The sequence below is a fragment of the Albidovulum sp. genome (genome assembly GCF_041919395.1).
In the GTDB taxonomy this organism is placed as follows: Bacteria; Pseudomonadota; Alphaproteobacteria; order Rhodobacterales; family Rhodobacteraceae; genus Albidovulum.
On the sequence record NZ_JAYRTX010000046.1, the window covers coordinates 1 to 25802 of the forward strand.

At 69.0% G+C, this 25802-nt stretch carries 26 protein-coding genes; 5 read left to right on the forward strand and 21 right to left on the reverse strand.

Going from position 1 to position 25802, the window contains the following annotated elements:
- Both ACMUOO_RS09445 and ychF read right to left on the reverse strand, forming a co-directional pair.
- Positions 1-841: PepSY-associated TM helix domain-containing protein (locus ACMUOO_RS09445; RefSeq protein ID WP_413855061.1), on the reverse strand; the 841-nt coding region annotated here is incomplete at its 3' end.
- A gap of 215 nt (positions 842-1056) precedes the next feature.
- Positions 1057-2154, reverse strand: a complete 1098-nt coding sequence (ychF, locus tag ACMUOO_RS09450) for a redox-regulated ATPase YchF (protein ID WP_301920073.1) — start codon at positions 2152-2154, stop codon at positions 1057-1059.
- A 211-nt stretch (positions 2155-2365) separates the two neighbouring features.
- Here ychF and trpA point away from each other — a divergent pair, with 211 nt between their 5' ends.
- A complete protein-coding gene (gene trpA / locus ACMUOO_RS09455) occupies positions 2366-3157 on the forward strand; it encodes a tryptophan synthase subunit alpha (protein WP_301920074.1) in 792 nt (263 codons plus the stop codon).
- 3 nt (positions 3158-3160) lie between these two features.
- On the opposite strand, the gene ACMUOO_RS09460 is transcribed toward trpA, so the two are convergent.
- The 4 genes from ACMUOO_RS09460 to ACMUOO_RS09475 all read right to left on the reverse strand — a co-directional run bounded on the left by ACMUOO_RS09460 (position 3161) and on the right by ACMUOO_RS09475 (position 6651).
- Positions 3161-4060: a homocysteine S-methyltransferase family protein gene (locus tag ACMUOO_RS09460; protein WP_301920075.1), complete on the reverse strand. Its 900-nt coding sequence runs from the start codon at positions 4058-4060 to the stop codon at positions 3161-3163.
- A 63-nt stretch (positions 4061-4123) separates the two neighbouring features.
- Positions 4124-4906 (reverse strand): GFA family protein, encoded by a 783-nt coding sequence (locus ACMUOO_RS09465; protein WP_413855062.1) that lies wholly within the window; start codon positions 4904-4906, stop codon positions 4124-4126.
- Positions 4906-5361 carry a GAF domain-containing protein gene (locus ACMUOO_RS09470; RefSeq protein WP_301920077.1) on the reverse strand — a complete coding sequence of 152 codons (456 nt, stop codon included), beginning with the start codon at positions 5359-5361 and terminating at the stop codon, positions 4906-4908. The genes ACMUOO_RS09465 and ACMUOO_RS09470 overlap by 1 nt, the downstream gene beginning before the upstream one ends.
- A gap of 111 nt (positions 5362-5472) precedes the next feature.
- On the reverse strand, positions 5473-6651 hold the full coding sequence (locus ACMUOO_RS09475; protein WP_301920078.1) for an acetyl-CoA C-acyltransferase: 1179 nt from the start codon (positions 6649-6651) through the stop codon (positions 5473-5475).
- 93 nt (positions 6652-6744) lie between these two features.
- Here ACMUOO_RS09475 and ACMUOO_RS09480 point away from each other — a divergent pair, with 93 nt between their 5' ends.
- The 3 genes from ACMUOO_RS09480 to ACMUOO_RS09490 all read left to right on the forward strand — a co-directional run bounded on the left by ACMUOO_RS09480 (position 6745) and on the right by ACMUOO_RS09490 (position 9388).
- On the forward strand, positions 6745-7089 hold the full coding sequence (locus ACMUOO_RS09480) for an STAS domain-containing protein (RefSeq protein WP_301920085.1): 345 nt from the start codon (positions 6745-6747) through the stop codon (positions 7087-7089).
- On the forward strand, positions 7070-7570 hold the full coding sequence (locus ACMUOO_RS09485; RefSeq protein WP_413855064.1) for an ATP-binding protein: 501 nt from the start codon (positions 7070-7072) through the stop codon (positions 7568-7570). Before ACMUOO_RS09480 ends, ACMUOO_RS09485 begins: the two co-directional genes overlap by 20 nt.
- 237 nt (positions 7571-7807) lie before the next feature.
- Positions 7808-9388, forward strand: coding sequence for a gamma-glutamyltransferase family protein (locus tag ACMUOO_RS09490; RefSeq protein WP_301920080.1), 1581 nt, complete (start codon positions 7808-7810; stop codon positions 9386-9388).
- 10 nt (positions 9389-9398) lie between these two features.
- On the opposite strand, the gene hspQ is transcribed toward ACMUOO_RS09490, so the two are convergent.
- On the reverse strand, positions 9399-9725 hold the full coding sequence (gene hspQ / locus ACMUOO_RS09495) for a heat shock protein HspQ (protein ID WP_301920081.1): 327 nt from the start codon (positions 9723-9725) through the stop codon (positions 9399-9401).
- Positions 9726-9996: 271 nt separating this feature from the next.
- On the opposite strand from hspQ, the gene ACMUOO_RS09500 reads away from it, so the two are divergent.
- Complete coding sequence (locus ACMUOO_RS09500) at positions 9997-10578, forward strand: lytic transglycosylase (protein ID WP_301920082.1); 582 nt, start codon at positions 9997-9999, stop codon at positions 10576-10578.
- 5 nt (positions 10579-10583) lie between these two features.
- Here ACMUOO_RS09500 and ACMUOO_RS09505 read toward each other — a convergent pair whose 3' ends face one another.
- The 14 genes from ACMUOO_RS09505 to ACMUOO_RS09570 all read right to left on the reverse strand — a co-directional run.
- Complete coding sequence (locus ACMUOO_RS09505) at positions 10584-11195, reverse strand: LolA family protein (protein WP_413855066.1); 612 nt, start codon at positions 11193-11195, stop codon at positions 10584-10586.
- 324 nt (positions 11196-11519) lie between these two features.
- Positions 11520-11984: an Hsp20 family protein gene (locus ACMUOO_RS09510; protein WP_301917604.1), complete on the reverse strand. Its 465-nt coding sequence runs from the start codon at positions 11982-11984 to the stop codon at positions 11520-11522.
- Positions 11985-12114: 130 nt separating this feature from the next.
- Positions 12115-12942, reverse strand: coding sequence for a trypsin-like serine peptidase (locus ACMUOO_RS09515; protein WP_301917605.1), 828 nt, complete (start codon positions 12940-12942; stop codon positions 12115-12117).
- 7 nt (positions 12943-12949) lie between these two features.
- A complete protein-coding gene (locus tag ACMUOO_RS09520; RefSeq protein ID WP_301917606.1) occupies positions 12950-13771 on the reverse strand; it encodes a trypsin-like serine peptidase in 822 nt (273 codons plus the stop codon).
- A 121-nt stretch (positions 13772-13892) separates the two neighbouring features.
- The gene (gene glcF, locus ACMUOO_RS09525) at positions 13893-15182 is read right to left on the reverse strand and encodes a glycolate oxidase subunit GlcF (protein WP_301917607.1); all 1290 of its coding nucleotides are present in this window, start codon (positions 15180-15182) and stop codon (positions 13893-13895) included.
- Positions 15182-16303, reverse strand: a complete 1122-nt coding sequence (locus ACMUOO_RS09530) for an FAD-binding protein (protein ID WP_301917608.1) — start codon at positions 16301-16303, stop codon at positions 15182-15184. The genes glcF and ACMUOO_RS09530 overlap by 1 nt, the downstream gene beginning before the upstream one ends.
- Positions 16304-16373: 70 nt before the next feature.
- The gene (locus tag ACMUOO_RS09535) at positions 16374-17807 is read right to left on the reverse strand and encodes an FAD-linked oxidase C-terminal domain-containing protein (protein WP_301917609.1); all 1434 of its coding nucleotides are present in this window, start codon (positions 17805-17807) and stop codon (positions 16374-16376) included.
- A gap of 152 nt (positions 17808-17959) precedes the next feature.
- A complete protein-coding gene (locus ACMUOO_RS09540; RefSeq protein WP_301917610.1) occupies positions 17960-18745 on the reverse strand; it encodes an FAD binding domain-containing protein in 786 nt (261 codons plus the stop codon).
- Positions 18746-18758: 13 nt separating this feature from the next.
- The gene (locus tag ACMUOO_RS09545) at positions 18759-21137 is read right to left on the reverse strand and encodes a xanthine dehydrogenase family protein molybdopterin-binding subunit (RefSeq protein WP_301917611.1); all 2379 of its coding nucleotides are present in this window, start codon (positions 21135-21137) and stop codon (positions 18759-18761) included.
- Positions 21138-21149: 12 nt separating this feature from the next.
- Positions 21150-21635: a (2Fe-2S)-binding protein gene (locus tag ACMUOO_RS09550; protein ID WP_301917612.1), complete on the reverse strand. Its 486-nt coding sequence runs from the start codon at positions 21633-21635 to the stop codon at positions 21150-21152.
- A 28-nt stretch (positions 21636-21663) separates the two neighbouring features.
- On the reverse strand, positions 21664-22224 hold the full coding sequence (locus ACMUOO_RS09555) for a CoxG family protein (protein ID WP_301917613.1): 561 nt from the start codon (positions 22222-22224) through the stop codon (positions 21664-21666).
- A 125-nt stretch (positions 22225-22349) separates the two neighbouring features.
- A complete protein-coding gene (locus tag ACMUOO_RS09560) occupies positions 22350-23369 on the reverse strand; it encodes a molybdopterin-binding protein (RefSeq protein WP_301917614.1) in 1020 nt (339 codons plus the stop codon).
- Positions 23366-24340, reverse strand: a complete 975-nt coding sequence (locus ACMUOO_RS09565; RefSeq protein ID WP_301917615.1) for an XdhC family protein — start codon at positions 24338-24340, stop codon at positions 23366-23368. Before ACMUOO_RS09565 ends, ACMUOO_RS09560 begins: the two co-directional genes overlap by 4 nt.
- Before the next feature lie 162 nt (positions 24341-24502).
- Positions 24503-25802, reverse strand: a 1300-nt coding sequence (locus ACMUOO_RS09570) for an OmpA family protein (RefSeq protein ID WP_413855068.1), incomplete at its 5' end; no start/stop codon positions are given.

Sequence of the window (25802 nt, forward strand, 5' to 3'; positions counted from 1 at the left end):
TATCGTCCTTGCCATAGAACTCGATTCCCTGCTTCTTCGCCCCCGGCAAGCGGATGAGAAAGAAGGTCACGCCGGGCGCGGCGGCCTCTGCCGCTTCCACAGCGCGGTCGAGGGTGTTTCCGTCAAACCCGGCGGGAAGGCGGCTTTCGCGTTCGGCGAGGTCGGTGCCGGAAAGCCCCTGGAAGTTCAGAAGTCCCAGCGTCGTGACCAGATAGAAGATGCCGGTCACACTCATGATCGCAAGGAAGGGCGACAGCCACAGGGCGAGAAGGCGATGCAATCCGCCCCACCACGCGCGCGGGCCGAGATGGCGGGGGGGCAGCCGCAGGAAGCCGCGCCAGAACCGGCGGTAGGAGACGAGCCCCGATATCAGGAATCCGCCGAGCAGGATCGAGAAGAGGCCGACCGCGATGCCGCCCGCCATGTGCCCGGTCAGGAACGAGGCGTGGATGTCGTGAACGACACGCTGAAGGTCCGTCGTGCTGGCCTCGCGGCTCACCGTCTCGCCCTCGCCGCCGAACCAGAGGTAACGGAACCCGCCGCCCGGAACGAAGATCCGGGCGCGGTCGGCGATCCAGGGCGATTCCGACCGCGTGATCTCGACGACCACAGCATCCGGCGCGTAGGCGCGCGTCGTCTCGTAGAGCGTGCCGAAAGATGCCCGCTCCTCCATCGGGCGCGGTACGGGCAGCCGTTCCGATCCGACCAGCGCGGCCTCGACCTGATAGACGAAGACTAGGACCGTGCCGGTCAGAAAGAGAAGCGCCATCACCGCGAAGACATGCAGACCGAGCCAGGCATGGAGCTTGAAGACGATGCTGCGGATCCGGCGCTGCGTCATGGTGTCTCCTTCCGGGTCGGAGAGGTCGAAAATGCGGGCCGGGAACCGCCCATATGCAAATGACGGAATGGTTATCCGGATGCCTCGGGCTTGTCCACTGGCGGGCTTGCCGCAGAGGCGCTCTCCCCGCGCGGCGCGCGCGGCGGTCGCCCCCGGTAGCAGCCCCCGGGTACCGCCCGAAGCGGCGGTGCGTTCCGAAGCAGGGCGGACGACGATCAGGCGTTGAAGAGGAAATGGAGCACGTCGCCGTCCTTGACCTCGTAGGTCTTGCCCTCGACGCGAAACTTGCCCGCGTCGCGGGCGCCTGCCTCGCCGTTGCAGGCGGTATAGTCGTCGTAGGCGATGGTTTCGGCACGGATGAAGCCGCGCTCGAAGTCGCCGTGGATGACGCCGGCGGCCTGGGGGGCAAGGGTGCCCTTGGTGATCGTCCAGGCGCGGGCTTCCTTCGGCCCGACGGTAAAGTAGGTCTGAAGCCCGAGAAGGTCGTAGCCCGCCCGGATCAGCCGGTCGAGCCCCGCCTCCTCAAGCCCCATCTCCTCGAGGAACATCGCCGCGTCCTCTGCCGGCATCTGCGCCAGTTCCTCCTCGATCTTCGCCGAGATCACGACCGAGGCCGCGCCCTCGGCCGCAGCCATCTCGGCGATCCTGGCCGAGAGGGAGTTGCCGGTCGCCGCCGAGGCTTCCTCGACGTTGCAGACGTAGAGGACCGGCTTCGCGGTCAGAAGCTGCAGCATCGCCCAGGCTTTTGCGTCGTCGTCTGCCACCGTCACCGTGCGCGCCGGCCGGCCAGCTTCGAGCGCGGCGAGCGCAGACTTCATCAACCGCTCCTGCGCCACGGCCTCCTTGTCGCCGCCCTTTATCTTGCGTGCGATATTGGCGAGGCGCTTCTCGATCGACTCCATGTCGGCGATCATCAGTTCGGTCTCGATCGTCTCGGCATCGGCGAGGGGATCGATCCGCCCCTCGACATGGGTCACGTCGCCATCCTCGAAGCAGCGCAGCACATGGGCGATGGCGTCGACCTCGCGGATATTGGCGAGGAACTGGTTGCCGAGGCCCTCGCCCTTCGATGCGCCGCGGACAAGGCCCGCGATATCGACGAAGGTGATCCGCGTCGGGATGATCTGCTTCGACCCGGCGATGGCGGCAAGCTTTTCGAGACGCGGGTCGGGCACCGCGACGTCGCCCACGTTCGGCTCGATGGTGCAGAAGGGAAAGTTCGCCGCCTGCGCCGCGGCGGTGCGGGTGAGGGCGTTGAAAAGGGTCGACTTGCCCACGTTCGGCAGCCCGACGATGCCCATCCTGAAACCCATGTTCCGCCCTCCTTGAGATCGGGCGCATCTATGGGGTTCAGGCGCACAGGGTCAAGGGGCGAGGGGCTGCCGGCCTCTCGCTCACCCCACCCTCGAACCGGTGGCGGCTCGGGCTTTGTCCCGAAGGTATTTCAGGCAAGATGAAGGGGAAGGCCCATTGATTTCGCCCCGGCTTTTCTGCAAGACCGGCGGGACGCACGAGGAGAGGCCCATGACCCGGATCGAGAAGAAATTCGCCGCGCTGAAGGCCGAGGGGCGCAAGGCCTTCGTCTCCTACATAATGGCGGGAGACCCGGACGTGGGGACCTCGCTTTCGCTGATGAAGGGCCTGCCGGCCGCTGGCGTCGACGTGATCGAGCTTGGCATCCCCTTCACCGACCCTATGGCCGACGGCCCGACGATCCAGCTTGCCGGCCAGCGCGCGCTGGAAGCCGGCCAGACGCTGCAGAAGACGCTCGACATGGTGGCCGAGTTCCGCAAGGGCGACGATGCGACCCCGGTCGTTCTCATGGGTTACTACAATCCCATCTATTCGCGCGGGGTGGACCGGTTTCTCACGGACGCGAAGGCGGTCGGTGTCGATGGCCTCATCGTCGTCGACCTGCCGCCCGAGGAGGATGAAGAGCTTTGCATCCCGGCCAACAAGGCGGGCCTGAACTTCATCCGGCTGGCGACGCCGACCACGGATGCCAAGCGCCTGCCGAAGGTCCTGCAGAACACGTCCGGCTTCCTCTACTACGTCTCGATCACCGGGATCACCGGCGCGGCGGCCGCTCAGGCGGCCGAGGTCGCGCCCGAGGTCGCGCGGATCAAGGCCGCGACGGACCTGCCGGTGATCGTCGGCTTCGGGATCCGTTCGCCCGAGACCGCGAAGGCAATTGCCGCCGTGGCCGATGGCGCGGTCGTCGGCACGGCCATCGTGAAACTGGTGGAGGAAAGGCGCCCCGTCGCGGAAATTCTCGCCTTCGTGAAGGGCCTCGCCGCAGGTGCCCACGCGGCCTGATCTTCAGACGATCCGGTAGCCCGCGGTGCGAAGCCGACGGGCGATCTCGGCGATATGCGCAGGCCCGGTCTCGCAGCAACCTCCGACAACGCTGGCGCCCATCGCCACCCAGCGAGTGGCGAATTCCGCGTAGAGCGCCGGCGTCATCTCCGGCCGGGCGGAAAGCGCGTCGACGGTGGGACTGTCCTTCAGGAACGCCTTGGTGATCTGCGTGAAGCCGTTCGCATAGGCGCCGTAGCGCAGGCCAAAGCCCGCAAACACGTGCAGGGCCGCCTCCATCGCCTCGGGCGCGGAACAGTTGGCGAGCACCGCCGCCGCCCCGCCCTCCCGGGCAACGGCGCCAAGATCGGCAGTCCTCTCGCCGGACCGCAGGCGGGATCCATCCTCGTCATCGACAGTGACCGAGAGCCAGACCGGCCTGCCGCCTGCTGCGGCACCTTCGAGAACGGCGCGCGCGTGCGCCAGCGAGGCCACGGTCTCGCAGAGGAAAAAATCGACACCGGGGGCGAGCAGGCGCGCGATCTCGGCGTATTTCGCTACGGCCTCGGCATGGGGCGGATGGGTCTCGGGTCGGTAGGAGGCGACGAGGGGGCCGAGGGAGCCGGCAATCCGGCCCGATCCGTGGGCGTCGCGCGCCGCCCGCGCCTCGGCCAGCGCCTGGGCGTGGAGTGCCGCGAAGCGGTCGTCGATGCCTGTCTTGAGGAGGCGGTCGTGGTGAATCGCGTAGGTGTTCGTCGTTGCCACCGTCGCGCCGGCGGCGAAGTAGTCGGCGTGAACGGCACGGACGAGGCCGGGATGGTCCATCATCACCTGCGTCGCCCAGAGCGGCGTCGGCCGGTCGCCCGACCTCGCGACGAGTTCCTGCCCCATGCCACCGTCAAGCAGCGTGATTTCGCGCGTCATCCCATGTCCTCCGTGCCTCGCGCGACGGTGGCGGGGGCGGAAGGGAAATGCAAGCGCGGGCGACTACCAGCGACCCGACTGCGGCAGCCCGTCGTCGATCCGGTAGTAGTCGCCCCTGGAGGCGACGAAGATGTGTTCCGCAAGTCGTCCGCCGGTGGGTCCCGTGACGGAGCCCGCCTCGACCGAGAATTCGCCGGCCGCAGAGCGGAACCACAGGCTCGACCCGCAGTCCGAACAGAAGCCGCGACATCCCCCGCCCGGTGTCGCGTATTCCTTCAGCGCGGCGCGGCGGCGCCAGACGAGGCGGCTCTCGTCCGCGTCGAAGGAGGCCGAGTAGTGGCCGGAAAGCTTGCGGCATTGCGTGCAGTGGCAGGCTGTGATCGCCCCCGCCGGACCGGGAAGGTCGAAGGCGCAGGCGCCGCAGAGGCAGGCACAGGAAAGCCTTTCGGGGCGGGCGCCGGCGGGTGGCGGGGGCGGACCTTCGGGGCTGTAGTAGTCCCCCGCATCCTCCCGGTGCCAGTGCTCGGCGAGCGTCAGCCCGGTGGGCGCATCGAGCGCGCCGGCCGCGACGCAGATTTCGGCCCCGTCGACCGGCTGCCAGAAGAGCGATGCGCCGCAGTCCTGGCAGAAGCCGCGATCGACGCGGGGCGAGGAGCGGAACCAGCGGAGCGGGGCGGCGGCGAGGAGACGGAACTGCGCGCGCGCGACCATGCTCCCGGCCCAGACATGGCCCGAGGTCCGGCGGCACTGGCTGCAATGGCAGGCGATGACGTCGCCGAGCGGGGCTTCGGCTGCGAAGGTCACGCCGCCGCAGTGGCAGCTTCCGTGTCGGGCCCCGCCCGCCATCAGAGCCTGCCGAATGTTGCGGCGAGGATCGCCGTGAGTTCGCGCGCGTCGCGTTCGGTGAAGGCATCGGGCTGGTTGCTGTCGATGTCGAGAACGCCGATGAGCCGCCCGCCCCGCCCGACGACCGGCAGCACGATTTCCGACCGGGTGGAGGAGGAGCAGGCGATGTGGCCGGGGAACGCCTCCACATCGGGGACGATCTGCACCTCGCCGGTGCGCGCGGCCGCGCCGCAGACGCCCCGCTCGAACGGGATGACGAGGCAGCCGTGGCCGCCCTGGTAGGGGCCGATCTTCAGGAGGCCGGGTTCGGTGACGCGGTAGAAGCCCGTCCAGTCGAAGCGATCGTCGGCATGGTGCAATTCGCACACGACCGTTGCCATGAGCGCGACCTCGTCGGTCTCTCCCTCGGTCAGGCCTTCGATGGTGCGGGCAAGCGTGGCGTAGTCAGCCTGCATGGTGTTTCCTCCCTTCGGCAGCCGGGGCATCCGGGCCGCCCGTCGCCATTGGCGCATGACCCCATGGCACTCCCGATGGCAACGCCTCGGGGCATTTGAACAGCGAAGACATCAGACGCGTTCGATGGCGATGGCGGTGCCCTCGCCGCCGCCGATGCAGATCGCGGCGACGCCGCGTCTCAGGCCCCGCCGTTCCAGCGCGTTGAGAAGCGTCACGACGATCCGGGCGCCCGAGGCACCGATCGGGTGGCCGAGCGCGCAGGCGCCGCCGTTCACGTTGACCCTGTCGTGCGGAACCCCGGTTTCGCGCATGAAGGCCATCGGCACGACGGCAAAGGCCTCGTTCACCTCCCAGAGGTCAACGTCCTCCGTGCGCCATCCGAGCCGGCCGAGGAGCTTGCGCGCCGCGGGAACCGGGGCGGTGGGGAAGTCGGCCGGCGCCTGGGCATGGCTCGCGTGGCCGAGGACGCGGGCGCGGACCCTGAGCCCGGCCGCAGCGGCCGCGCCGCGGGAAGCGAGCACGAGTGCAGCGGCACCATCCGAGATGGAGGAGGAGTTCGCCGCGGTCACTGTGCCATCCCTGCGGAAGGCGGGCTTCAGCGCCGGAATCTTCTCCGGCCGCGCGTTGGCCGGCTGCTCGTCGGCCGTCACGGTTGTTTCGCTGCCGCGTCCGACGACGGCCACCGGCGCGATCTCGCCCGCGAAGGCGCCCGTTGCCTGCGCCTCGAGCGCGCGGCTCAGCGAGGCGAGCGCATAGGCATCCTGCTCGGCGCGGGTGAACTGGAAGGCCGCGGCGCAATCCTCGGCGAAGGTGCCCATCAGGCGGCCCTTGTCGTAGGCGTCCTCGAGCCCGTCGAGGAACATGTGGTCGATCGCCTGCGCGTGGCCGAGCCGCGCACCCGAGCGCATCTTCGGAAGAAGATAGGGCGCGCCGGTCATGCTCTCCATCCCGCCGGCGACAACGATCCCGGCGGCCCCGAGCGCGATCTGGTCGAACCCGACCATCGCCGCCTTCATGCCCGAGCCGCACATCTTGTTCAGCGTGGTGGCGGGGACCGACTGCGGCAACCCTGACCTGAACCCCGCCTGCCGCGCCGGCGCCTGACCCTGCCCTGCGGGCAGTACGCAACCCATCAGAAGTTCCTCGACCTGATCGGGCCGGGCGGCGGCATCGGCCAGCGCGGCGGCAATCGCAACGCCGCCGAGCACGGCGGCGTCGACCCCGGCGAAAACGCCCTGAAATCCGCCCATGGCGGTCCGCGCGGCACCCGCGATCACGACCTCTTCCATTTCTTCCCTCCCGCTGGCCCGGACATGGCACGGGCATACCGAATGGTAAGGATTATGGTCCAGCCTGCCAGCGACTTGAAGAAGGGTCTAGGCATGAACCTCATCTCGGAATCCGGCGCGGACGGGCTGATCCTGCGCGTGAACGAAGACCGGATCGACGCAGCCGTCGCCATCCACTTCAAGGACCGGCTGCGCGAACTGACGGCGGGCGGCGAAGGCCCGGTGATCCTCGACCTCTCGCAGGTGACCTTTGTCGACAGTTCCGGCCTCGGCGCCATCGTCGGGGCGATGAAGCTCCTCGCGCCCGCGCGCGCGCTGGAACTTGCCGCGATGACGCCGAACGTTGCGCGCGTGTTCCGGCTCACCCGGATGGACAGCGTCTTTCGCATCCATGCGCAGGCGCCGGAGATCGCCCGACATGCGCGCGCCGCCGAATGATGCGGCCGTGATGCCGAGGACCACGCCCGAGAACTGCGCCGGGCCCAGCAAGGGCGAGGACTGCTTCCGGCGCTGCTTCCGGGCGGAGCCCTTCGCGGTGCGCGACGCCCTCAGGGCGGCGGTGGCACGGTTCGCCCGCCGGATGGGGCCGGACGACGCCGGCGCGCTGGAGCTGACCCTGGCGGAGGTGCTGAACAATATCGTCGAACATGCCTATGCCGGCCTCGGCGCAGGCCCGGTCGATCTGAGCCTCTGCCACGCCGATGGCCGGCTGCACTGCCGGATCGAGGACCGCGGCCATCCCATGCCCTGCCCTGCCGCAATGGGCCGCTCCATGCCTGCGACCGACGTTGCCTGCGCCGATCTTGGGGAGGGTGGCTGGGGCTGGGCGCTCGTCTGCACCCTGACCGAAGCGCTCGCCTATACCCGGGATGGCGATCGCAATCTCCTGACCTTCGAATTCCGGCCGGGTTGCCGTTAGGTCAGGGCCTGCCGCAATGATGCCGCAAATGCTTCAAAAACAAGCCTGATTGACCGGGCAGATTGCCCCTGTAGCTGCTTAAGGCTTCCCTCGGCGCCGCGTTCAACAGCCCCCACCCATTGCGCGGCGCCGAGGTCTTCCCCCCCAGAAACATCTCTCGTAAGGGTTCCGCGCGGCGCTTTGGCGATTCCCTTCCAGTGCGGGCCGGGCTAGCCTCGCTCCGGACAGGAGGTTCCCATGCGTGATTTCCAGCGTCCCGGCCGATCGCCCGTTTTCGCGACGAACGCCATGTGCGCGACGTCACACCCTCTGGCGGCGAAGGTCGCGCTCGACATCCTGCAGGCGGGGGGCAACGCTGCCGATGCGGCCATCGCCGGGGCCGTGCTTCTGGGCATCGCGGAGCCTCAGAGCTGCGGCATCGGCGGCGACTGTTTCGTTCTGTTGAAGCCCGCGGGGAGCGAAGAGGTCGTGGCGCTGAACGGTTCCGGCCGTGCGCCCGCGGGCCTCGCCGCCGCAGACCTGCGTGCCAGGGGCATGGCCGCCATCGGAACCGAGACCGTCGAATCCGTGACGGTGCCGGGCGCCGTCGATGCCTTCTGCGCCCTGTCCGACCGCTACGGGAGGCTCGGTCTCGGCGCCGCCCTCGCCCCCGCGATCCGCTATGCCGAAGAGGGCGTGCCCGTCGCCCCGCGCGTGGCCTTCGACTGGGCCGACGACGGGCCGCGGCTTTCCGGCGCAGCGCGCGGCTTCTACCTCAAGGACGGCCGGCCGCTGACCACGGGCGAGATCTTCCGCGCGCCCGGGCAGGCCGAGGTGCTGCGCCGCATCGTGCACCAGGGACGCGACGGCTTTTATGCGGGCGAGGTGGCCGAGGACATGGTGCGCTCGCTGACCGCTGCGGGCGGGACACACACGCTCGGAGATTTCGCCGCCACCGCCTGCGTCTGGGGCGACCCTATCGCCGGCCGCTACCGCGACCACGACCTCATGGAGCATCCGCCAAACGGCCAGGGTGCGACGGCGATCCTCCTTCTGAAGATCCTCGGGCACTTCGACATCGCGGGGCTTGATCCCTTGGGCCCCGAGCGTGCGCATCTTGAGGCCGAAGCCGCCAAGCTCGCCTATGACGCGCGCGACCGGTTCATCGCCGACCCCGCGCATACCAGCCGGCTCTCCCACATGCTCTCCGACGATACCGCCGCCCGCCTCGCGGCGCTGATCGACCCGCGACGCGCCATGGCGCAGGTGGCCCGGCGAACGGAGGCGATCCACCGCGACACCGTCTATCTGACCGTGGTGGACCGCGACCGAATGGCCGTCTCGATGATCTATTCGACCTACTGGGGCTTCGGTTCCGGCATCGCGTCGGAGAAGTTCGGCATCCTCTTCCAGAACCGCGGCGCGGGCTTCACACTGGCCGAAGGGCATCCGAACGAGGCGGCAGGCGGCAGGCGGCCCATGCACACGATCATCCCGGGGATGCTCGCGCATGGCGGCAAGGTCGTCATGCCGTTCGGCGTCATGGGCGGTTCCTTTCAGCCGATGGGGCATGCCCATGTCACCTCAAACCTCCTCGATTTCGGCATGGACCCGCAGGAAGCGCTCGACTCCCCGCGGGCCATGGCGGAGGCCGGTGTGCTGAAGGTCGAGCGCGGCTATCCGGAGGCGACGCGGGCGAGGCTTGCCGCAATGGGACATGACGTCGTCGCGCCCGATGGTCCGCTCGGTGGCGGGCAGGCGATCCGGATCGACGCGGCGCGCGGGATTCTGATCGGCGCCTCGGACCCGCGCAAGGACGGGTGCGCGCTCGGCTACTGACCGCCGGCGTTCAGTTCAGGTGGAAATGGAGGGGATAGCGGCCGTCCTCGAAATCCCCGAAGAGATCATGCAGATCCGGGTGATCCACCGGCTCGCCGGAATTGTCCGCGACGAGGTTCTGCTCCGAGACGTAGGCCACGTAGTAGTTGTCCGCGTTTTCGGCCAGGAGGTGGTAGAAGGGCTGCTCCTTCTTCGGCCGGCTTTCCTCGGGGATCGCGGCATACCACTCGTCCGTGTTGGAAAAGATGGCGTCCACGTCGAAGACGACGCCACGGAAGGGGTGCGTGCGATGCCGAACCACCTGCCCGAGATGATACTTGGCGTGCGTCTTGAGCATCTTTGTTGCACCCTCTCTGGGAAAATAATTAACGCCTACGGCCAGCCCGTGTCCATGTCTCAGTCCGATTCGCACGGAAACAGTCTGTGGACTTCGCCCCGACAGTCATGCCGCGCCGTTGCAGCTGGGCGACACTGGCGCGGGTGAGGCGCGGGTGACGCCCGGGGCAGGGGTGGCGACGCGACGCGGCTTCCCTGCCCGCTTTGTGATTTCCTCTGCCCGCGATTTGCCGTAAAATGCCAGAAAAAACGAGCGGATCGAGCGAGGCAGTATGGGCAGGTTTCTGCGACTGGGTATTCTGTTGCTACTCGTGTCCTGTGGTGGCGGGCAGTACTCCGCGCCTCGCAACCTGGACAACGCCTGCGACATCGTGGACGAGCGACCGCATTATCTGGCGGCGATGCAGACGGCCGAGCGCAGGTGGGGAGTGCCAGTTTTCGTGCAGATGGCGACCATCTACCAGGAAAGCAAGTTCGTCGGAAACGCGAAGACGCCGCGGAAGTATGCGCTGGGTTTCATCCCGGCGGGGCGGCGCAGTTCGGCCTATGGCTACTCGCAGGCGCTGGATGGGACGTGGGACGACTACGTCGCGGACACGCGCAGCTTCGGTGCACGGCGGAACAAGATCGAGGACGCGACCGATTTCATCGGCTGGTACATGGACCGGACGGAGAAGAAGCTCGGCATCTCGAAGTGGGACGCCGGCAGACAATACCTCGCCTACCACGAGGGCCATGGCGGGTATGCCCGGGGCAGCCACAACCAGAAAGCCTGGCTCCTTCGCGTGGCCTCAGAGGTCGGCCAGCGGTCGGAGAAGTACCAGATGCAGCTTGCGGCCTGCGGGAAGCTCTAGTCCAACTACTTCTCGCGCTTCGCGTTCTTGCCGATCTGCGCGTTGATGGAGAAGGTGTCCATCGGATAGCGCTTGCCCGTGGTCAGCGGGCCGAGGACCACCGTCGTCTGGCCGCCGGCCTCATCGGTCACGGTCCACTGTTTCAGCGTGACCGGGTTGGCGGAGAACGCCAGCTGGAGAGTGCCGAGTTCGGGGTGCTGGGGGTCCTGGGCGGTCACGACGGTGACGCCATTCTGTTCGCTGTGGCCGACGACCATCTTCGCCCGGGAAAGGTCCACCTTCGGGGCAAGGATGAGGTTCAGGGGCGTCTTGGACAGCGGATACTGCTCGGCGGAAGTATTTGATTTTCCGTCGAAAATTGCTACCTGACCGGCCGAGGCGAGGACCAGGGTGAGGTCGGGCGGGGCGTATTCGAACCGCATCCGCCCGGGGCGCTCGATCAGCACCCGGCCGCTGGAGGTGCTGCCGTCGGCATTGATCTGGCGGAACTCGGCCTCGGCGGTCTTCAAACCGTTGATATAGCTGGAAATCGCGTCAAGGGACAGCTTCTCGGCCTGGGCCGGGAGCGCCATCAGCGCGGCAAGGGCGGGGGCGAGGATCAGACGTTTCAGCATCATGGCTTCGATTTAGGGCACGCAGCCCGGTTATGCCATAACCTTGGGTCGGATTGGCGTCACGCCGCCTTCGGACAGGCGTCGGTTTTCCGTCCCGACAGGGCGTGCGGGCGGAAACCCGCCTTCGCCCCTCTCCCGTACCTTGGGCGCCCCGTTCGGCACACCGCCTTGCGGGGCGGAGCCGTGCGACCGAGACCCGTGCCTTGGCAGCTCGAGAAACCGGCGCTGACGAACGTCACTTGAGCCGGCCGTGCGGACCTTCACGCCCCGGAAAAAGAACAAGGGCGCGCCCGATGGCGCGCCCTCCCTTCTGTCGTCGCTTCGGGCTCAGGCCCCGACCGTCTCCACCGCCCTGGCCTCGACCGTGTCGCCCCGGGCGATCTCGATCCGGCGGGGCTTCAGCGCCTCGGGCACCTCGCGGACGAGGTCGATGTGCAGCATCCCGTCCGCATGGGTCGCACCGGTGACCTTCACATGGTCGGCGAGCGCGAACCGGCGCTCGAACGCGCGGGTGGCGATGCCGCGGTGCAGGTAGGTCTTCGCGGACTCCTCCTCGGCCTTGCGGGCAGAGACAACGAGCGAGCCTTCCTTCACCTCGACGCTGAGCTCGTTGCCCGAGAATCCGGCAACGGCGATCGAGATGCGATAGGCGTTCTCGTCGGTCTTTTCGATGTTGTAGGGCGGATAGGTGGGCTGGGCCACGTCGGCCGCAAGCACCCTGTCCATCATGTCGGCGATACGATCGAAGCCGACGGTCGCGCGGTAAAGCGGCGACATGTCAAACGTGCGCATGTGTCATCCTCCTTTGAGCGATGAAACCCCATCCCTGCGCGAGATGCGGGCAAGTCCAATTCCGGAGCCCTCATTCGGCACCCCGGCAGGGTTCAGATGTGTGCGGACGGACGACGTGTCAACCCCTGCCTCACGGCTTGAGAAACTTGGCCCCATTGGGCCCCGTCCGGGCAAGGCCCGTCGTCGGCGGCAGAACGCGCGCGGCGGCCTGACCCGATCCGGCGGCCACCGTGGCAGCCACCCCGTTGCCGCGCCGCAATGCCGCCTTCAGCTCGGCGATGGCGGCCGGAAGCTCCATGCCGAACGCGAGCCGCCGGCCCTCATCCATGACGCCGCTCGACACGAGCGAGACAAGCTCGGCCCGCCCCCCGGTACGACGGAAGACGGGCGCCCCGGACGAGCCAAAGGTGACATCGCAATCAAAGGCGATGAGGCCCTGCTGGCGGCCGAGCATCGTGCAGTCCTCGTCCCATGACAGCGCCTCGTCCCGCCCCTGGCCATAGGACACGACCGTCAGGTCCTGCGCCTCGTCGGCAAGGCGCACCGCCTGAAATGGCGCGGCGGTGCTGAGCGAGACCGGCTGCGCCAGCTGGATCAGGCCAACATCGTAGCGGATATGGGTGGCGGCGTCGCCGCCCGGTGAATAGGCCGGATGAACAACCGCGCGCGCGGCCCCGGAGTCCGCCAGCGCCACGCCGTCGCGCAGGCCCGCGCGGAACCGCAATCCGTCCGGCGCGGCATAGTCCTCGCCGCCGCCATAGAGGCAGTGTGCGGCCGTCAGCACCAGATCGGGCGCGATGAGCACGCCGGTGCAATAGCCGCGCCGGTCGATCTCGACCCGACCGATCGCTTCCCATCCGAGAAGATCCTGCCGGAGCGTAAGTCGCTTCATCGGTGCCTCGGCGGCGGCCGGCAGGGCCAACAGGCCGGCAAGGACGGCAGTCAGAAGCCTGTTCATTCCAGCCTCAGGGACGCACGAACTTGGCCGAGCTTTTCGACGACGACACGAAGGCGCCGCCGCTTGCCCCGGTCGTGACCCGCACGAAGGGCGTGTCGCTCTGGGCGAAAGCCGCGCGCAGTTCGCCGATCGGCCCTTCCATCTGGGTGCCGAGCGCGACCGCCTTTCCGTCCATCTCCGCCTTCGCGGAGACGACCGAGACGATGCGGGGCTCGCCCCCCTCCATGGCGAAGATCGGCGCGCCGGAGGAGCCGAAATCGACCGAACAGGTCAGGACCAGGATTCCCGGCTGGCGTCCGAGCACCTCGCAGGCAGGCTGCAGCGCCGGCGCCTCCGCCCGGTCGAAGGCGTAGGAGACGACACCCACGGTATCACCCTGCACCGGGTCGTGGCCGGTACCGAAGGGGAGGACCGAGGGCAGCCGGATCGGCTGGTCAAGCTCCAGGATCGCAAGGTCATAGGCGACGCGATCGATCCGGTCGCGCCCTTCGTAGACATATTCGGGATGCGGCACGGCGCGCCTGACACCACGGTAGGCCACGGCGCGGCCGTTGCGCCAGCCAGCAAGAAACTGGAACTCGGCCGGGTCTAAGGGACGCCCCGTCGCCTGTTCGTAAAGGCAATGCGCCGCCGTCAGGACGAGCGCGGGGGCGATGAGCGTGCCGGTGCAGAAGGCCGATGAGCCGATGTCGATCCTTCCCACCGCCTCCCAGCCGCGGGTGGCGTCTGCCGTCGTCAGTGCCGTCAGGGCCGCGTCATGCGCACCTTCCTGGGCCTCGGCGGCCACGCCGATTGTCAGCGCGGCGAATGCCGCCAGAACCGTTCGCATCCCTGCCTCCGCCTGTCCGGACGGTTCCTATCCGCCGCTTGAGGCAAGAATATGACCGCGCGGCGGGCGCGGCAACAGTCCGGCCGCGAAGCCCAGGCCGCGAACCTCGGGCCCCCGCACCTCAGGCGGGGCCGAGTGCCCGGGGCTTCGGGCCGCCCGTCGCCCAGTCGAGCAGTTCGACCGTATGGACCACCGGTATCCCGGTGCCCGAGCCGATCTGCATCATGCAGCCGATGTTGCCGGCTGCGATGACGTCGGGGGCCCGAGCTTCCAGCGTCGCGACCTTGCGCCGCTTGAGTTCGGCCGAAATCTCCGGCTGAAGGAGGTTGTAGGTTCCCGCCGAGCCACAGCAGAGATGGCTGTCGGCGGGCTCCACCACCTCGAAGCCGGCGCTCTTCAGGAGCGTCTTTGGCGCCCCGGTCACCTTCTGCCCGTGCTGCAGCGAGCAGGCCGCGTGGTAGGCCACGCGCAGGCGCTCCGGCGCCTGCGCCGCCGGTTCGAGCCGCACGAGAAGTTCCGTCACGTCGCAGGCGAGCGCCGCGACCTCAGCCGCCTCGGCGGCCATCGCGGTGGTGCGGAACATGTGGCCATAGTCCTTCACCGTCGTACCACAGCCGGAGGTGTTGATGACGATGGCATCGAGCCCCCCTGACCGCTTCTCGGCGATCCAGGCGCCGATATTGGCCGCGGCCGAGCGATGCGCCTCGGCCTCGCGCCCCATGTGATGGGTGAGCGCGCCGCAGCAGCCCGCGCCCTGCGCCACCACCACCTCGCAGCCGAGACGGCGCAAGAGCCGGATGGACGCGTCGTTGATGTCGGTGTTGAGCGCCTTCTGCGCGCAGCCCGTCATCAGCGCGACGCGCATCCGTCGGGTACCGGTCGCCGCAAAGACCTGCGGGTCGTCGTTGCGGCTGACGGGCGGCACCTGCTTCGGCGCCATCGCAACCATCGCGCGGAGCCGCGCATCGGGCAGGAAGCGCGCCAGCGGCCGCGCCATCTTCGCGCCGAGGAGCGAGAGCCGGAAGAGCGTCGGGTTGGGGATCACCCTTGCCAATATCCACCTGAGCGCCCTGTCGCGGACGGGCCGGCGGTAGGTCTTCTCGATATGCGCACGGGCATGGTCGACGAGGTGCATGTAGTGCACGCCCGAGGGGCAGGTCGTCATGCAGGCAAGGCAGGAGAGGCAGCGGTCGATGTGCCGCACGGTCCTTTCGTCGGCCGCCCGGCCGCTCTCCAGCATCTCCTTGATCAGGTAGATGCGGCCGCGCGGGCTGTCGAGTTCGTCGCCAAGAACCTGATACGTCGGGCAGGTCGCGGTGCAGAAACCGCAATGGACGCAAGACCTGAGGATCTCGTTGGCGCGCTGGATGCCGGGGTCGCGCAGTTGCTCTTCGGTAAAGGTCGTCTGCATCAGCCCATCAGCCCCGGATTGAGAATGCCCCTCGGGTCGAACTTCGCCCGGATGCCGGCTGCCAGCGCGGCCACCGGCGCCGGCTCCGGCGGGAAGGCCGCGATGCGCGTCCGCGTCGCCGCGTCCGCCCGGAACAGTGTCGCATGGCCGTTGAAGGGGCCGAGCCGCGCGCGCAGGTCCTCGCCCTCCGGCAAGAGGAGCCAGACGAGCCCGCCGCCCCAGTCGTAAAGCGCACCCCGCGCGCCCGCCACCTGCCACGCCCGGGCCACCAGTGCCGTCGCCTCCGAAGGCCGGACGGAAAGCCGCCAGACATCGCCCGGAACCTCGTGGAACGGCGCGACGTCGCGCACCGCGCACCAGAGCGCGGCGGCGGACCGCGCGTCGCGTTCCACCCGCACGGGGCCGACGGTTGCCAGAAGGGACGCAAGGCGTTCGGCCCGGTAGGCGACGGACTGCGCGAAACCTTCGATCCGCACCACCGTGCCCATGTCCCCGTGCGCCGCCCCGGTCACGTCGAAGGGCGAGCCGAGCGCGGCCGTCATCGCCCGGACCGCCCGGGCTTCGTCGAGCCCGTCCAGCACCAGCACCGCCGCGGCCTCGGGCGCTGGCAGCACCTTCAGGCTCACCTCGGTCAGCACCCCGAGCGTGCCCCAGGATCCGGCCATCAGTTTCACGAGGTCATAGCCGGTGACGTTCTTCATTACCCGCCCGCCGTTCTTCACCACCGTGCCGGTCCCGTCCACGAACCGCACGCCCAGAAGCGCGTCGCGGCAGGCGCCCGCCTGAACCCGGCGGGGTCCGGAAACATTGGCCGCGACCATCCCCCCCAGCGTCGGCTCGCCGGCGGTGCCGAGAAGCCCGCGCCAGTCGGCGGGCTCGAAGGCGAGCCGCTGGCCCTCGGCCGCCAGCACCGCCTCGACCTCGGCGAGGGGCGTGCCCGCCGCCGCAACCAGCGTCAGCGCGCCCGGCTCATAGAGCCGGATCCCGGCGATGCCCGAGACGTCGAGCGCCTCGCCCGCTCCCGGCCGCCCGACGTCCCGCGTCCCGCCGCCCTTGATCCTGAAGGGCACCGTCGTGCCCCGGATCACCGCGGCCAGTTCCTCTTCCGACGAAATGCTCACGTCCTTGCCTTCACCTTGGCCGAAATACCCTGCGGGGGTGCGGGGGTGCAAAACCCCCGCTTCCGTCCTCTCATCCGCCGCGCCGCGCCGCACTTGCCGCGAGCGGAAACACCTTTGCGGGGTTGAGCAGCCAGGCCGGATCGAAGACGTCCTTCACCCGCATCTGCGCTTCCATGTCCGCACCGGAATACTGCACGCCCATCAGGTCGCGCTTCTCGATCCCCACGCCATGCTCGCCCGTCAGGCAGCCGCCGACCTCGACGCAGAGCTTGAGGATCTCGGCCCCGAGCGTCTCGCATTTCTCCAGATCGCCCGGCTTGTTGGCGTCGAAGAGGATCAGGGGATGCATGTTGCCGTCGCCGGCGTGGAACACGTTCGCCACGTCGAGCCCGACAGCGCGGCTCATCTCGCCGATGCGCCGCAGCACCTCAGGCAGCGCCGAGACCGGGATCGTCCCGTCGAGGCACATGTAGTCGTTGATCTGCCCCATGGCGCCGAAGGCCGACTTGCGGCCGAGCCAGATCTTCTTCGCCTCCTCCTCGGACGCGCTTTCGCGGAACTCGATGGGATGGTGCCGCGCGGCGATCTGGCGGATGAGGCCAAGTTGCTCGTCGATCTCGGGGTCCGCCCCCTCGACCTCGACGATCAGCAGCGCCTCGCAATCCGGGTATCCGGCGTGGGCGAAATCCTCGCAGGCGCGGATGCAGGGCCGGTCCATGAACTCGATCGCCACCGGCAGGACGCCGGCCTTGATGATGTCGGCGACGCAGGCGCCGGCCACCTCGTTCGCGTCGAAAGCGATCAGCACCGGCCGCGCGCCCTCGGGCTTCGGCAGGATGCGGAGCGTCGCCTCCGTCACGACGCCCAATTGCCCTTCGGAGCCGCAGACGACGCCGAGAAGGTCGAGCCCGCCCGCATCCATCTGCGCGCCGCCAAGTTCCACGACGCTCCCGTCCATCTGGACAAGCGTGACGCCGAGAAGGTTGTTCGTCGTCACCCCATATTTCAGGCAATGCGCGCCGCCCGAGTTCATCGCCACGTTGCCGGCGATTGCACAGGCGAGTTGCGAGGAGGGGTCCGGCGCGTAGAAGAACCCCTCGGCCTCGACCGCGCCGGTGACGGAAAGGTTGGTACGCCCCGCCTCGACCCGGATGAAGCGGTCGTCGTAGGAGACCTCCAGCACCCGGTTCATCCGCGCCAGCCCGAGGATCACGCTGTCGGCCGTAGGCAGCGCGCCGCCCGAGAGCGAGGTGCCCGACCCGCGCGGCACGACCGGCACACCGAGCGCGTGGCAGACCTGCAGCGCCGCCGCGACCTCGGCGGTCGAGCGTGGCAGGACGACAGCGAGGGGCGGGCAGCGGTAGGCCGCGAGGCCATCGCATTCGTAGGCCCGCGTCTCCACCGGATCGTCGATCACCGCGTCCGCCGGCAGGACATTTCGCAACCGCGCCACGATTTCCGCGCGCCGGGACAGGATCGTGGCATCGGGCAGGGGCATGTCCATGCGAAATCCTCCAAATTGGTAAAATATTATAACCAATACGCCCGCTGCGCAACAGAAAGCTGGACGGCCGGGGTTTTCCTGCGCCCTCTCCCGCCCCCTGAAAAAGCAGACGCCCCCGCGATGCGGGGGCGTCCGGTCGGCTGTGCCGGGGATCAGGAAGCGCGGACGGCGCGCGCTGTCATCACCTTCACGAGGTTGGCGCGATAGGCCGGCGTTCCGTGCAGATCGCCCATCAGCCCGTCCGGCGAGACCGTAAGGCTGGCCAGCGCCCCGGCCGCATAGGTCGCGGACAGCGCCTTCTCGGCCTCGGACCAGCGGAACACGCCGTCCTCCCCCGCGCCGGTGATCGCGACGCGGACGCCCGAACCGAACTTCGCCACGAAGGCGCCGGTCAGCGCGAAGCGCGAGGCCGGCTGCTCGAACTTGGCGTAGCCGCCACGTTCGGGGATCGGGAAGCGGACGGAGATGATGATCTCTCCCGCATCGAGCGCCGTCGAGAAGAGGCCCTGGAAGAAATCGTCCGCCGCGATCTCCCGCGTGTTGGTGACGATCGTCGCGCCAGAGCCGAGCGCCGCCGCGGGGTAACAGGCGGCGGGGTCGTTGTTGGCGAGGCTGCCGCCGACGGTGCCGCGGTTGCGGACCGCCGGGTCGCCGATGCCGCCGGCAAGGCTGGCGAGAGCCGGATAGACCGCCGCCGCCTCCCTGGCCACTTCGGCATGCGTCGTCGCCGCCCCGATCTCGAGCGCGTCGCCGTTGCGGCAGACGCCCCGCATCTCCGGGATGCCCGTCAGACTGACCAGAACGGCGGGCGCGGCGAGCCGCTGCTTCATCGTCGGCATCAGCGTGTGCCCGCCTGCCAGCGCCTGCGCGTCCTCGCGCGCCAGCGCCTTCACGGCCTCGGCGATTGTGGAGGGTTTCACGAACTCGAAGTTATGCATGGAAGATCCTCCCTCAGCCGTTGATCGCCGACCAGACCCGCGACGGCGAGACCGGCATGTCGATGTGCGTCACATGGGTGTGACCGCCGCGGTGGAGCGCGTCGATCACGGCGTTGACGACCGCCGGGGGCGAGCCGATGGCCCCGGCCTCGCCGCAGCCCTTCACCCCCAGGGGGTTGTGGGTGCAGGGCGTCTGGCAGGAGTAGTCCACCGTGTAGAACGGCACATCCGAGGCCCGCGGCATCGCATAGTCCATGTAGGATCCGGTCAGAAGCTGGCCGTTCTCGTCGTAGGCGGTGTTCTCCAGAAGCGCCTGGCCGATTCCCTGGCCTACGCCGCCATGAACCTGGCCGTCGACGACCATCGGGTTCATGATGTTGCCGAAGTCGTCGGCGCAGGCGAAGGAGCAGATGTCCACCTTGCCGGTCTCGGGGTCGACCTCGACCTCGCAGATATAGGCGCCCGCGGGATATGTGAAGTTGGCCGGATCGTAGAAGGCCGTCTCCTCCAGCCCCGGTTCGAGCGTCTCCAGCGGGTAGTTGTGCGGCACGTAGGCGGAGAAGGCGATTTCGCCAAAGGTCTTGGCCTTGTCCGTGCCGGCGACGGAGAACTTGCCGTCGGCGAAGGAGATATCCTCTTCCGCCGCCTCCAGCATGTGGGCCGCGATCTTCTTGCCCTTGGCGACGATCTTGTCGATCGCCTTGGTCACCGCGACACCGCAGACCGCGAGCGAGCGCGAGCCGTAAGAGCCCATGCCGAAGGGGATCTTGGAGGTGTCGCCATGGACGATCTCGACCGAGGATTCCGGCACGCCGAGCTTTTCGGCGACGATCTGGGCGAAGACCGTCTCGTGGCTCTGGCCGTGGCTGTGGGCGCCGGTCATCACGCTGATGTTGCCGGTCGCGTTCACCCGCACCGTCGCCGCGTCATAAAGCCCGACACGGCTGCCGAGGACACCGACGAGATGCGAGGGCGCGATGCCGCAGGCCTCGATCCAGGTCGATAGCCCCATGCCCCTGAGCTTGCCCTTCGCCGCCGAAGCGGCGCGCCGCTTCTCGAAGCCGGCCACGTCGCCGATCTCCATCGCCTTGTCGAGCGTGGCGCCGTAGTTGCCGGTATCGTAGGCGAGCCCGACGGGCGTGGTGTAGGGGAACATCTCCGGGGTGATGAGGTTCTTCCGCCTGACCTCGAACGGGTCGAGGTGGAGCTCGCGGCACATCTTGTCGATGGTCCGCTCAAGGCTGTAGGTCGCCTCGGGCCTCCCGGCGCCGCGGTAGGCGTCCACGGGCACGGTATTGGTGAAGACCGTCTTCACGTTCACGTAGACGTTCGGCACCTTGTAGGGACCGGCCATCAGCGTGCCATGCAGGAAGGTGGGCGTAGCCGTCGAGAAGTTCGAGAGATACGCGCCCACGTTGGCGAGAGTTTCGGTCCGGATGGCGAGGATCTCGCCTTCCTTCGTCGCGGCCATCTCGATCTTCGTCACATGGTCGCGGCCGTGGGCGTCGGAGAGGAAGCTTTCCGACCGTTCGGCGGTCCAGCGCACCGGGCGGCCAAGCTTCTTCGCGGCGGCAAGCACCACGGCCTCCTCGCCGTAGTGATAGATCTTCGACCCGAAGCCGCCGCCCACGTCGGGCGCGACGACGGTCAGCTTGTTCTCCGGGATGCCCATGACGAAGGCGGCGATCAAGAGCCGGTGCAGGTGCGGGTTCTGGCTCGTCGTCGTCAGCTTGTAGTCGCCGGTGCCGGGGAAATACTCGCCGATCGAGGCGCGCGGCTCCATCGCGTTCGGGATGAGCCGGTTGTTGACGAGTTCCAGCGTGGTGACATGCGGCGCGGACTTGAAGACCGCGTCCACCTTGGCACGGTTGTCCTCGATCCAGCCCCAGTCGAAGCAAAGGTTGTCGGGGATTTCGTCATGGACGCGGTTGGAGCTGTCGGCGACAGCCGCGACCATGTCGACGATCGCCGGCAGTTCCTCGATCTCGGCATCGGCGGCAAGCTGCTCGGCGGCGTCCCGGGCCTGCTGGTAGGTCTCCGCCACGACGGCGGCATAGGCATCCCCGACATGGCGGACCTTGCCATGGGCCAGTACGGGGCGCTTCGGCTCGCGCATCGGCGTGCCGTCGCGGCTGTTGATAAGCCAGCCGGCGGGGTTGCCGCCCATGTCCTTGAAGTCCTCGCCGGTAAAGACGGCGAGCACGCCCGGCATCGCCGCGGCGGCCGAAGTGTCGATGGACCTGATCCGCCCGTGGGCGACGGTGGAGCGCACCATCACCGCATGGGTCTGGCCGTGCAGGCTGACATCGTCGGTATACTGGCCGCGCCCGGTGAGGAAGCGGATGTCTTCGCGCCGCTTCATGCTGGCGCCGATCCCATGATCCTTAGGCATCTCTCCCCTCCCTCATTCGGCGGCGACGGCCGACACGTCCTGCCCGGACGCGGCGAGGACCGCCTTGACGATGTTGTGATAGCCGGTGCACCGGCAGATGTTGCCTTCGAGGTAGTCGCGCACCTCCGCTTCCGTCGGCTTCGGGTTCTCGGCCAGAAGCGCGGCCGAGGTCATCACCATGCCCGGCGTGCAGAAGCCGCACTGAAGCCCGTGATGGTCCTGGAACGCCTGCTGGAGCGTGCCGAGCGTGCCGTCGGCGTTGGCCATGCCCTCGATCGTGCGCACGCTGGCGCCTTCGAGGTCGAGCGCGAAGGCGGTGCAGCTCTTCACCGCCTTGCCGTCGACATGGACGACACAGGCGCCGCACTGCGAGGTGTCGCAGCCGACATGCGTCCCCGTCAGGCCGAGCCCTTCCCGAAGGAACTGCACGAGCAGCGTGCGCCCCTCCACCTCGCCGGAAACGGCCGTGCCGTTCACGGTCATTGTGACTTTTGTCATCTCAACCTCCCTGTGGAATCCAACCGGATCAGCCGCCGAAGACGCGCTTGATCCAACCCTTCTTCTGTGCCGCCTCGCCGCCCTCCGGGGAAGGCGCGTCCCCTGGTTCCTCCCCGGACGCCTCTCCGGGCACCTCGTCGGGCGCCGCAGGCCCTTCGACGGTGGTCTTGAAGCGTTCGAAGAACTCGTCGGCGAGCTTCTTGGCAAAGCCGTCGATGATCCGGCTGCCGAGCTGGGCAAGCTTGCCGCCGACATGCGCCTCGACGTCGTAGCTGAGCCGCGTCCCCTCCGCCTCGGGCGCGAGCGCCACCTTAGCGCCGCCCTTGGCGAAACCCGCGGGCCCGCCCTTGCCTTCGCCGGTGATGGTCAGCGACTGCCCCGCCACCATGTCGGAGAGCGTGACCACGCCGGTGAACTTCGCCTTCACCGGGCCGACCTTCTGCACCACGATGGCCTCGTAGCCCGCCTCGGGCGAGCCGGTCAGGCTCTCGCAGCCGGGGATGCAGGCCTTCAGGACCTCGGGGTCGAGTATGGATGCCCAGACTGTCTCCGGGCTTGCCGCGATGTCGCGATGGTCGGTGAGTTGCATGATAGTCCCCCTCGCCTGCGGGCCAGAGCCTAAGGATTCGCCCGGCATCAGGCTATGTGACGATGGTCGTGGTTGTCATCTCCCGGCTTCTGTGTTTTCCGCGCTTGTTTCGTGCGCCTGTAAAGTCACTTCCCGGCGCCACGCGCCCTTTCACGCGGCTCGGGCCGGATCGGGATTTCCTTCAGGAGCCCGCCCACGCCCATCGCCGAGATGTCGTCCGAAGACACGTCGAGACCGCAGGCGAGCCGCTCGAGCACCCAGTCCGCGCCGTTGAGCGCGATGGATCGGGCACAGCCCGGCAGCCCGATCACCGGCCGGGCGCCGAGCCTGCCGTGGAAGAGGAGGTTGCCGGGATCGACCGGCATACCGAAGCGCGCCACCGTCCCGCCCGCCGCCCTCAGGCCCTCGGGCGCGGTGTCGTGCAGGTCCGATGTCGCCGCCGAGGTCAGGATCAGGGCCATGTCGCCCGTCAGCCGCCCGAGCGCTGCCGCGATCGCCTCCACCTCGTGCGGCACCTCCACGACCTCGGCCAGCGTCATGCCAAGCGCGGCAAGCCGCGCCGCCACGGCCTCCTCGCCCTTCCGCGCGAGCTTGGCGTCGTTCGGCGCGCCCGTCGTCGTCAGGATGAGCCCGGCCGAGGCCAGAAGGACGGGATGCACCCGCACCGCGTCCCCGGCGACACGACAGGCCTCTTCCAGCGCGCCGCCCGCCACCGCGTAGGCGATCACCTTGACGGTTGCGACCATCATCCCCGGCGTGACCCGCGCAAAGGGCGGGAGCGTCGCGAGCGTCAGCGCCGGATCGACCCGGTTCAGGGCGTGGACCGCATCCGTGTCGATCCCGAGGATGCCCAGGCCGGTTGCGTGAAGGTTCACCCGCCCCGCATGGGGCGGGGAGAGGGTGAGGTGCGCGCCGGCAGGATCGGGCACGAAAGCGCGCGCCAGCCGGACGGCCGCCGCATCCTCGCCCACGTCGCCCGGGTCGAGTCGCGCGACCGTGACCGCGGCCACCCCGGCGGCGCGGAGCGCGGCCACCTCGTCCGTGCCGAGGATGCGGCCCTTGGGCAGCTTGCGCCCTCCGAGCATCAGCGAGTGCGCGAGCACCGCGCCCTCCGCCTCGGCCGGCGAGACCGGGCCGAACCTCATTCCCCGCGCCTCAGTACGCGGGTGATCTCGGCCAGGATCGCCACCGCGATCTCGGCCGGCGACTGCGCACCGATGTCCAGGCCCACGGGGGCGTGAATTCGGGCGATGTCGGCCTCGGTGAACCCGGTCTCGGTCAGCCGCGCCACCCGCTTCGCATGCGTCCGGGTCGAGCCGAGGCAGCCGAGGTAGAAGGCGCCCGAGCCGAGCGTCGCGCGGATCGCCGGATCGTCGAGCTTGGGATCGTGGGTCAGTGTGACGACGGCTGTTCGCGCATCGAGCCCGATCGCGGCCAGCGCCTCGTCCGGCCAGTCGTGGCTTATGTCCTCGCCGGGAAACCGGCTGGCGGAGCCGAAGGCCTCCCGCGGGTCCACGATCACCGGATCGTAGCCGCAGGTCCGCGCCATGGCGACGAGGGGCTGGGCGATGTGCACGGCGCCGACCAGGATCATCCTGAGGGGCGGGTTATGGATGGCGATGAAGACGTCGCCCTCGATGCCGGACTTGTCAGCGCGGAAACGAGGGGCGAACACAGCGTCCGGCGCGGCGAGGCGGCGCGACCAGTCGGTCAGGTTGACGACATGGGCTACCGGTCGGCGCTCGGCGCGGGCGGCGACGAGCTCGGCCAGAATCGCCTCCGGCAGGGTGGCGCCCACCGGCTCCACCAGCACGCGGATCGTGCCGCCGCAGGCGAGCCCGACGGCAAAGGCCTCGTCATCGCTGACCCCGAAGGTCAGGACGCGCGGGCGCCCGTCGGAGAGCGCCGCAATCGCCTCCTCCACCACGGCACCCTCGACGCAGCCGCCGGAGACGGAGCCCATCATCTCGCCCTCGCGCGAGACGACAAGCTGGCTTCCGACCGGACGCGGGGCGGAGCCCCAGGTCTCGATCACGGTGGCAAGCGCCGCGCCCTTGCCCGCGCGGTGCCAGTCGAGTGCGATTTCAGGAATGCGGTCGTGCGCGGCGCGGTCCATGGCGATCCTCCGGCGCTACTATGGAGCCGTGCCGGGGGCGCCGCCAGTGCGAAATGGTCGGAAGGTCGGAGACCTCCGGGGGCCTTCGGACATGGATGGGACGCCCGCAAGGGCGCCCCATGGTCGGGCCGCGAGGGGAACGGCGCGGCCGCCGCGCGGTGATCAGTTGGCCGCCTGCCGCAGGAGATCGGTGATCCGCCGGACGCTGGCGCGACGGTTCTGGCGCTCGGGTCCCTGGGTCGGCACCTTCAGGAATTCCTCGCCATAGCCCTGCACCACCAGATTCTCGGGCGGCACGTCGAAATACTCGGTCATGGCAAGCGCTACCGATTCCGCCCGCCGGTCCGACAGGGCGAGGTTCGACGCAGCCGATCCGACGGCATCCGTGTGACCCTCGATGAGGAACATCTCGCGCGGGTTTGCGTCGATGTAGCTCCGCATCAGGTTCCCGAGCCGCGCGAGCGCCTCCGCCTGATCGGGCCGGATCGCGGCCGACCCGGTCTCGAAGGTGATCGCCGTCAGGTCGATGACGGGCACCAGCGCGCGGACCTCCTCGATGTCGCGGACCTGGGCGAGCGAGAAGGCCCGGTCGAAGTCCGCCCGGCGGGACAGCGCAGCGCGCAACGCCGCCTCGTCGGCGTAGGGGTCGATCTCGATCGCGGGGGCGGGCGGCGGCAGGCGCGTCACGTCGACGGGCAGATACGCGACCGTGTCATCGACGAGCAGCGTCTGCGTCCCGTCCGGCGCGACATGGGCGCGGCGCAGAACGCGGTACTCGGCATCGCGGATCGTCACGATCTGCGATCCGTCGGCGCGCGTGACGATGGTCCGCGTCGAGCCATCGGCGAACCGCTCGGTGCGGACGGTGGAGCCGGGCCGGCGCAAGAGCGCGTTGTCGTCCTTGATGATCTGGTAGGACCCGTCGGGGCGTTCGAGCACCACCCGGTCGCCCGAATTCAGCTGCACCCGCCGGTTGTTCGACAGGATCGCGCCGACCGCGAGCGCACCAAGACCGAGGAGGACGGCCTTCTCGCCGCCGGAGAGCCCGTCGTCGTCCGAGCCCGCCGCCGGGGCGGCCGCAGCAGGCTGCGTGGCGGCGGGCTGGTTCACCGGATTGGCGAAATCCTCGTCCGAGGAGCGTGCGGTCTCTTCGGTCACCAGCTCTTCGGTCACCTGTGCATCGGCAGGCGGCTGCGCGTCGGCCCCGGCTTCGGCGGCGGCCGCGACAGGTGCCTCCCCGGTCGCCGCGTCGGGCTGGACCGGAAGCTCGGGCTGCGGCTCCGTTGTGGCATCGGTGCCGACGTCACCCGTCGCGCCGGCGTCCGCATCGCTGGCTTCCGAGGCGGGCTGCGCCGGGGGTTCTTCGGCCGGGGCCTCGGCCGCAGGCGCATCTGGCGCGGTGCTTTCGGGCGCCGTGGTTGCAGGCTCCGTGGTTGCAGGCTCCGTGGTTGCAGGCTCCGTG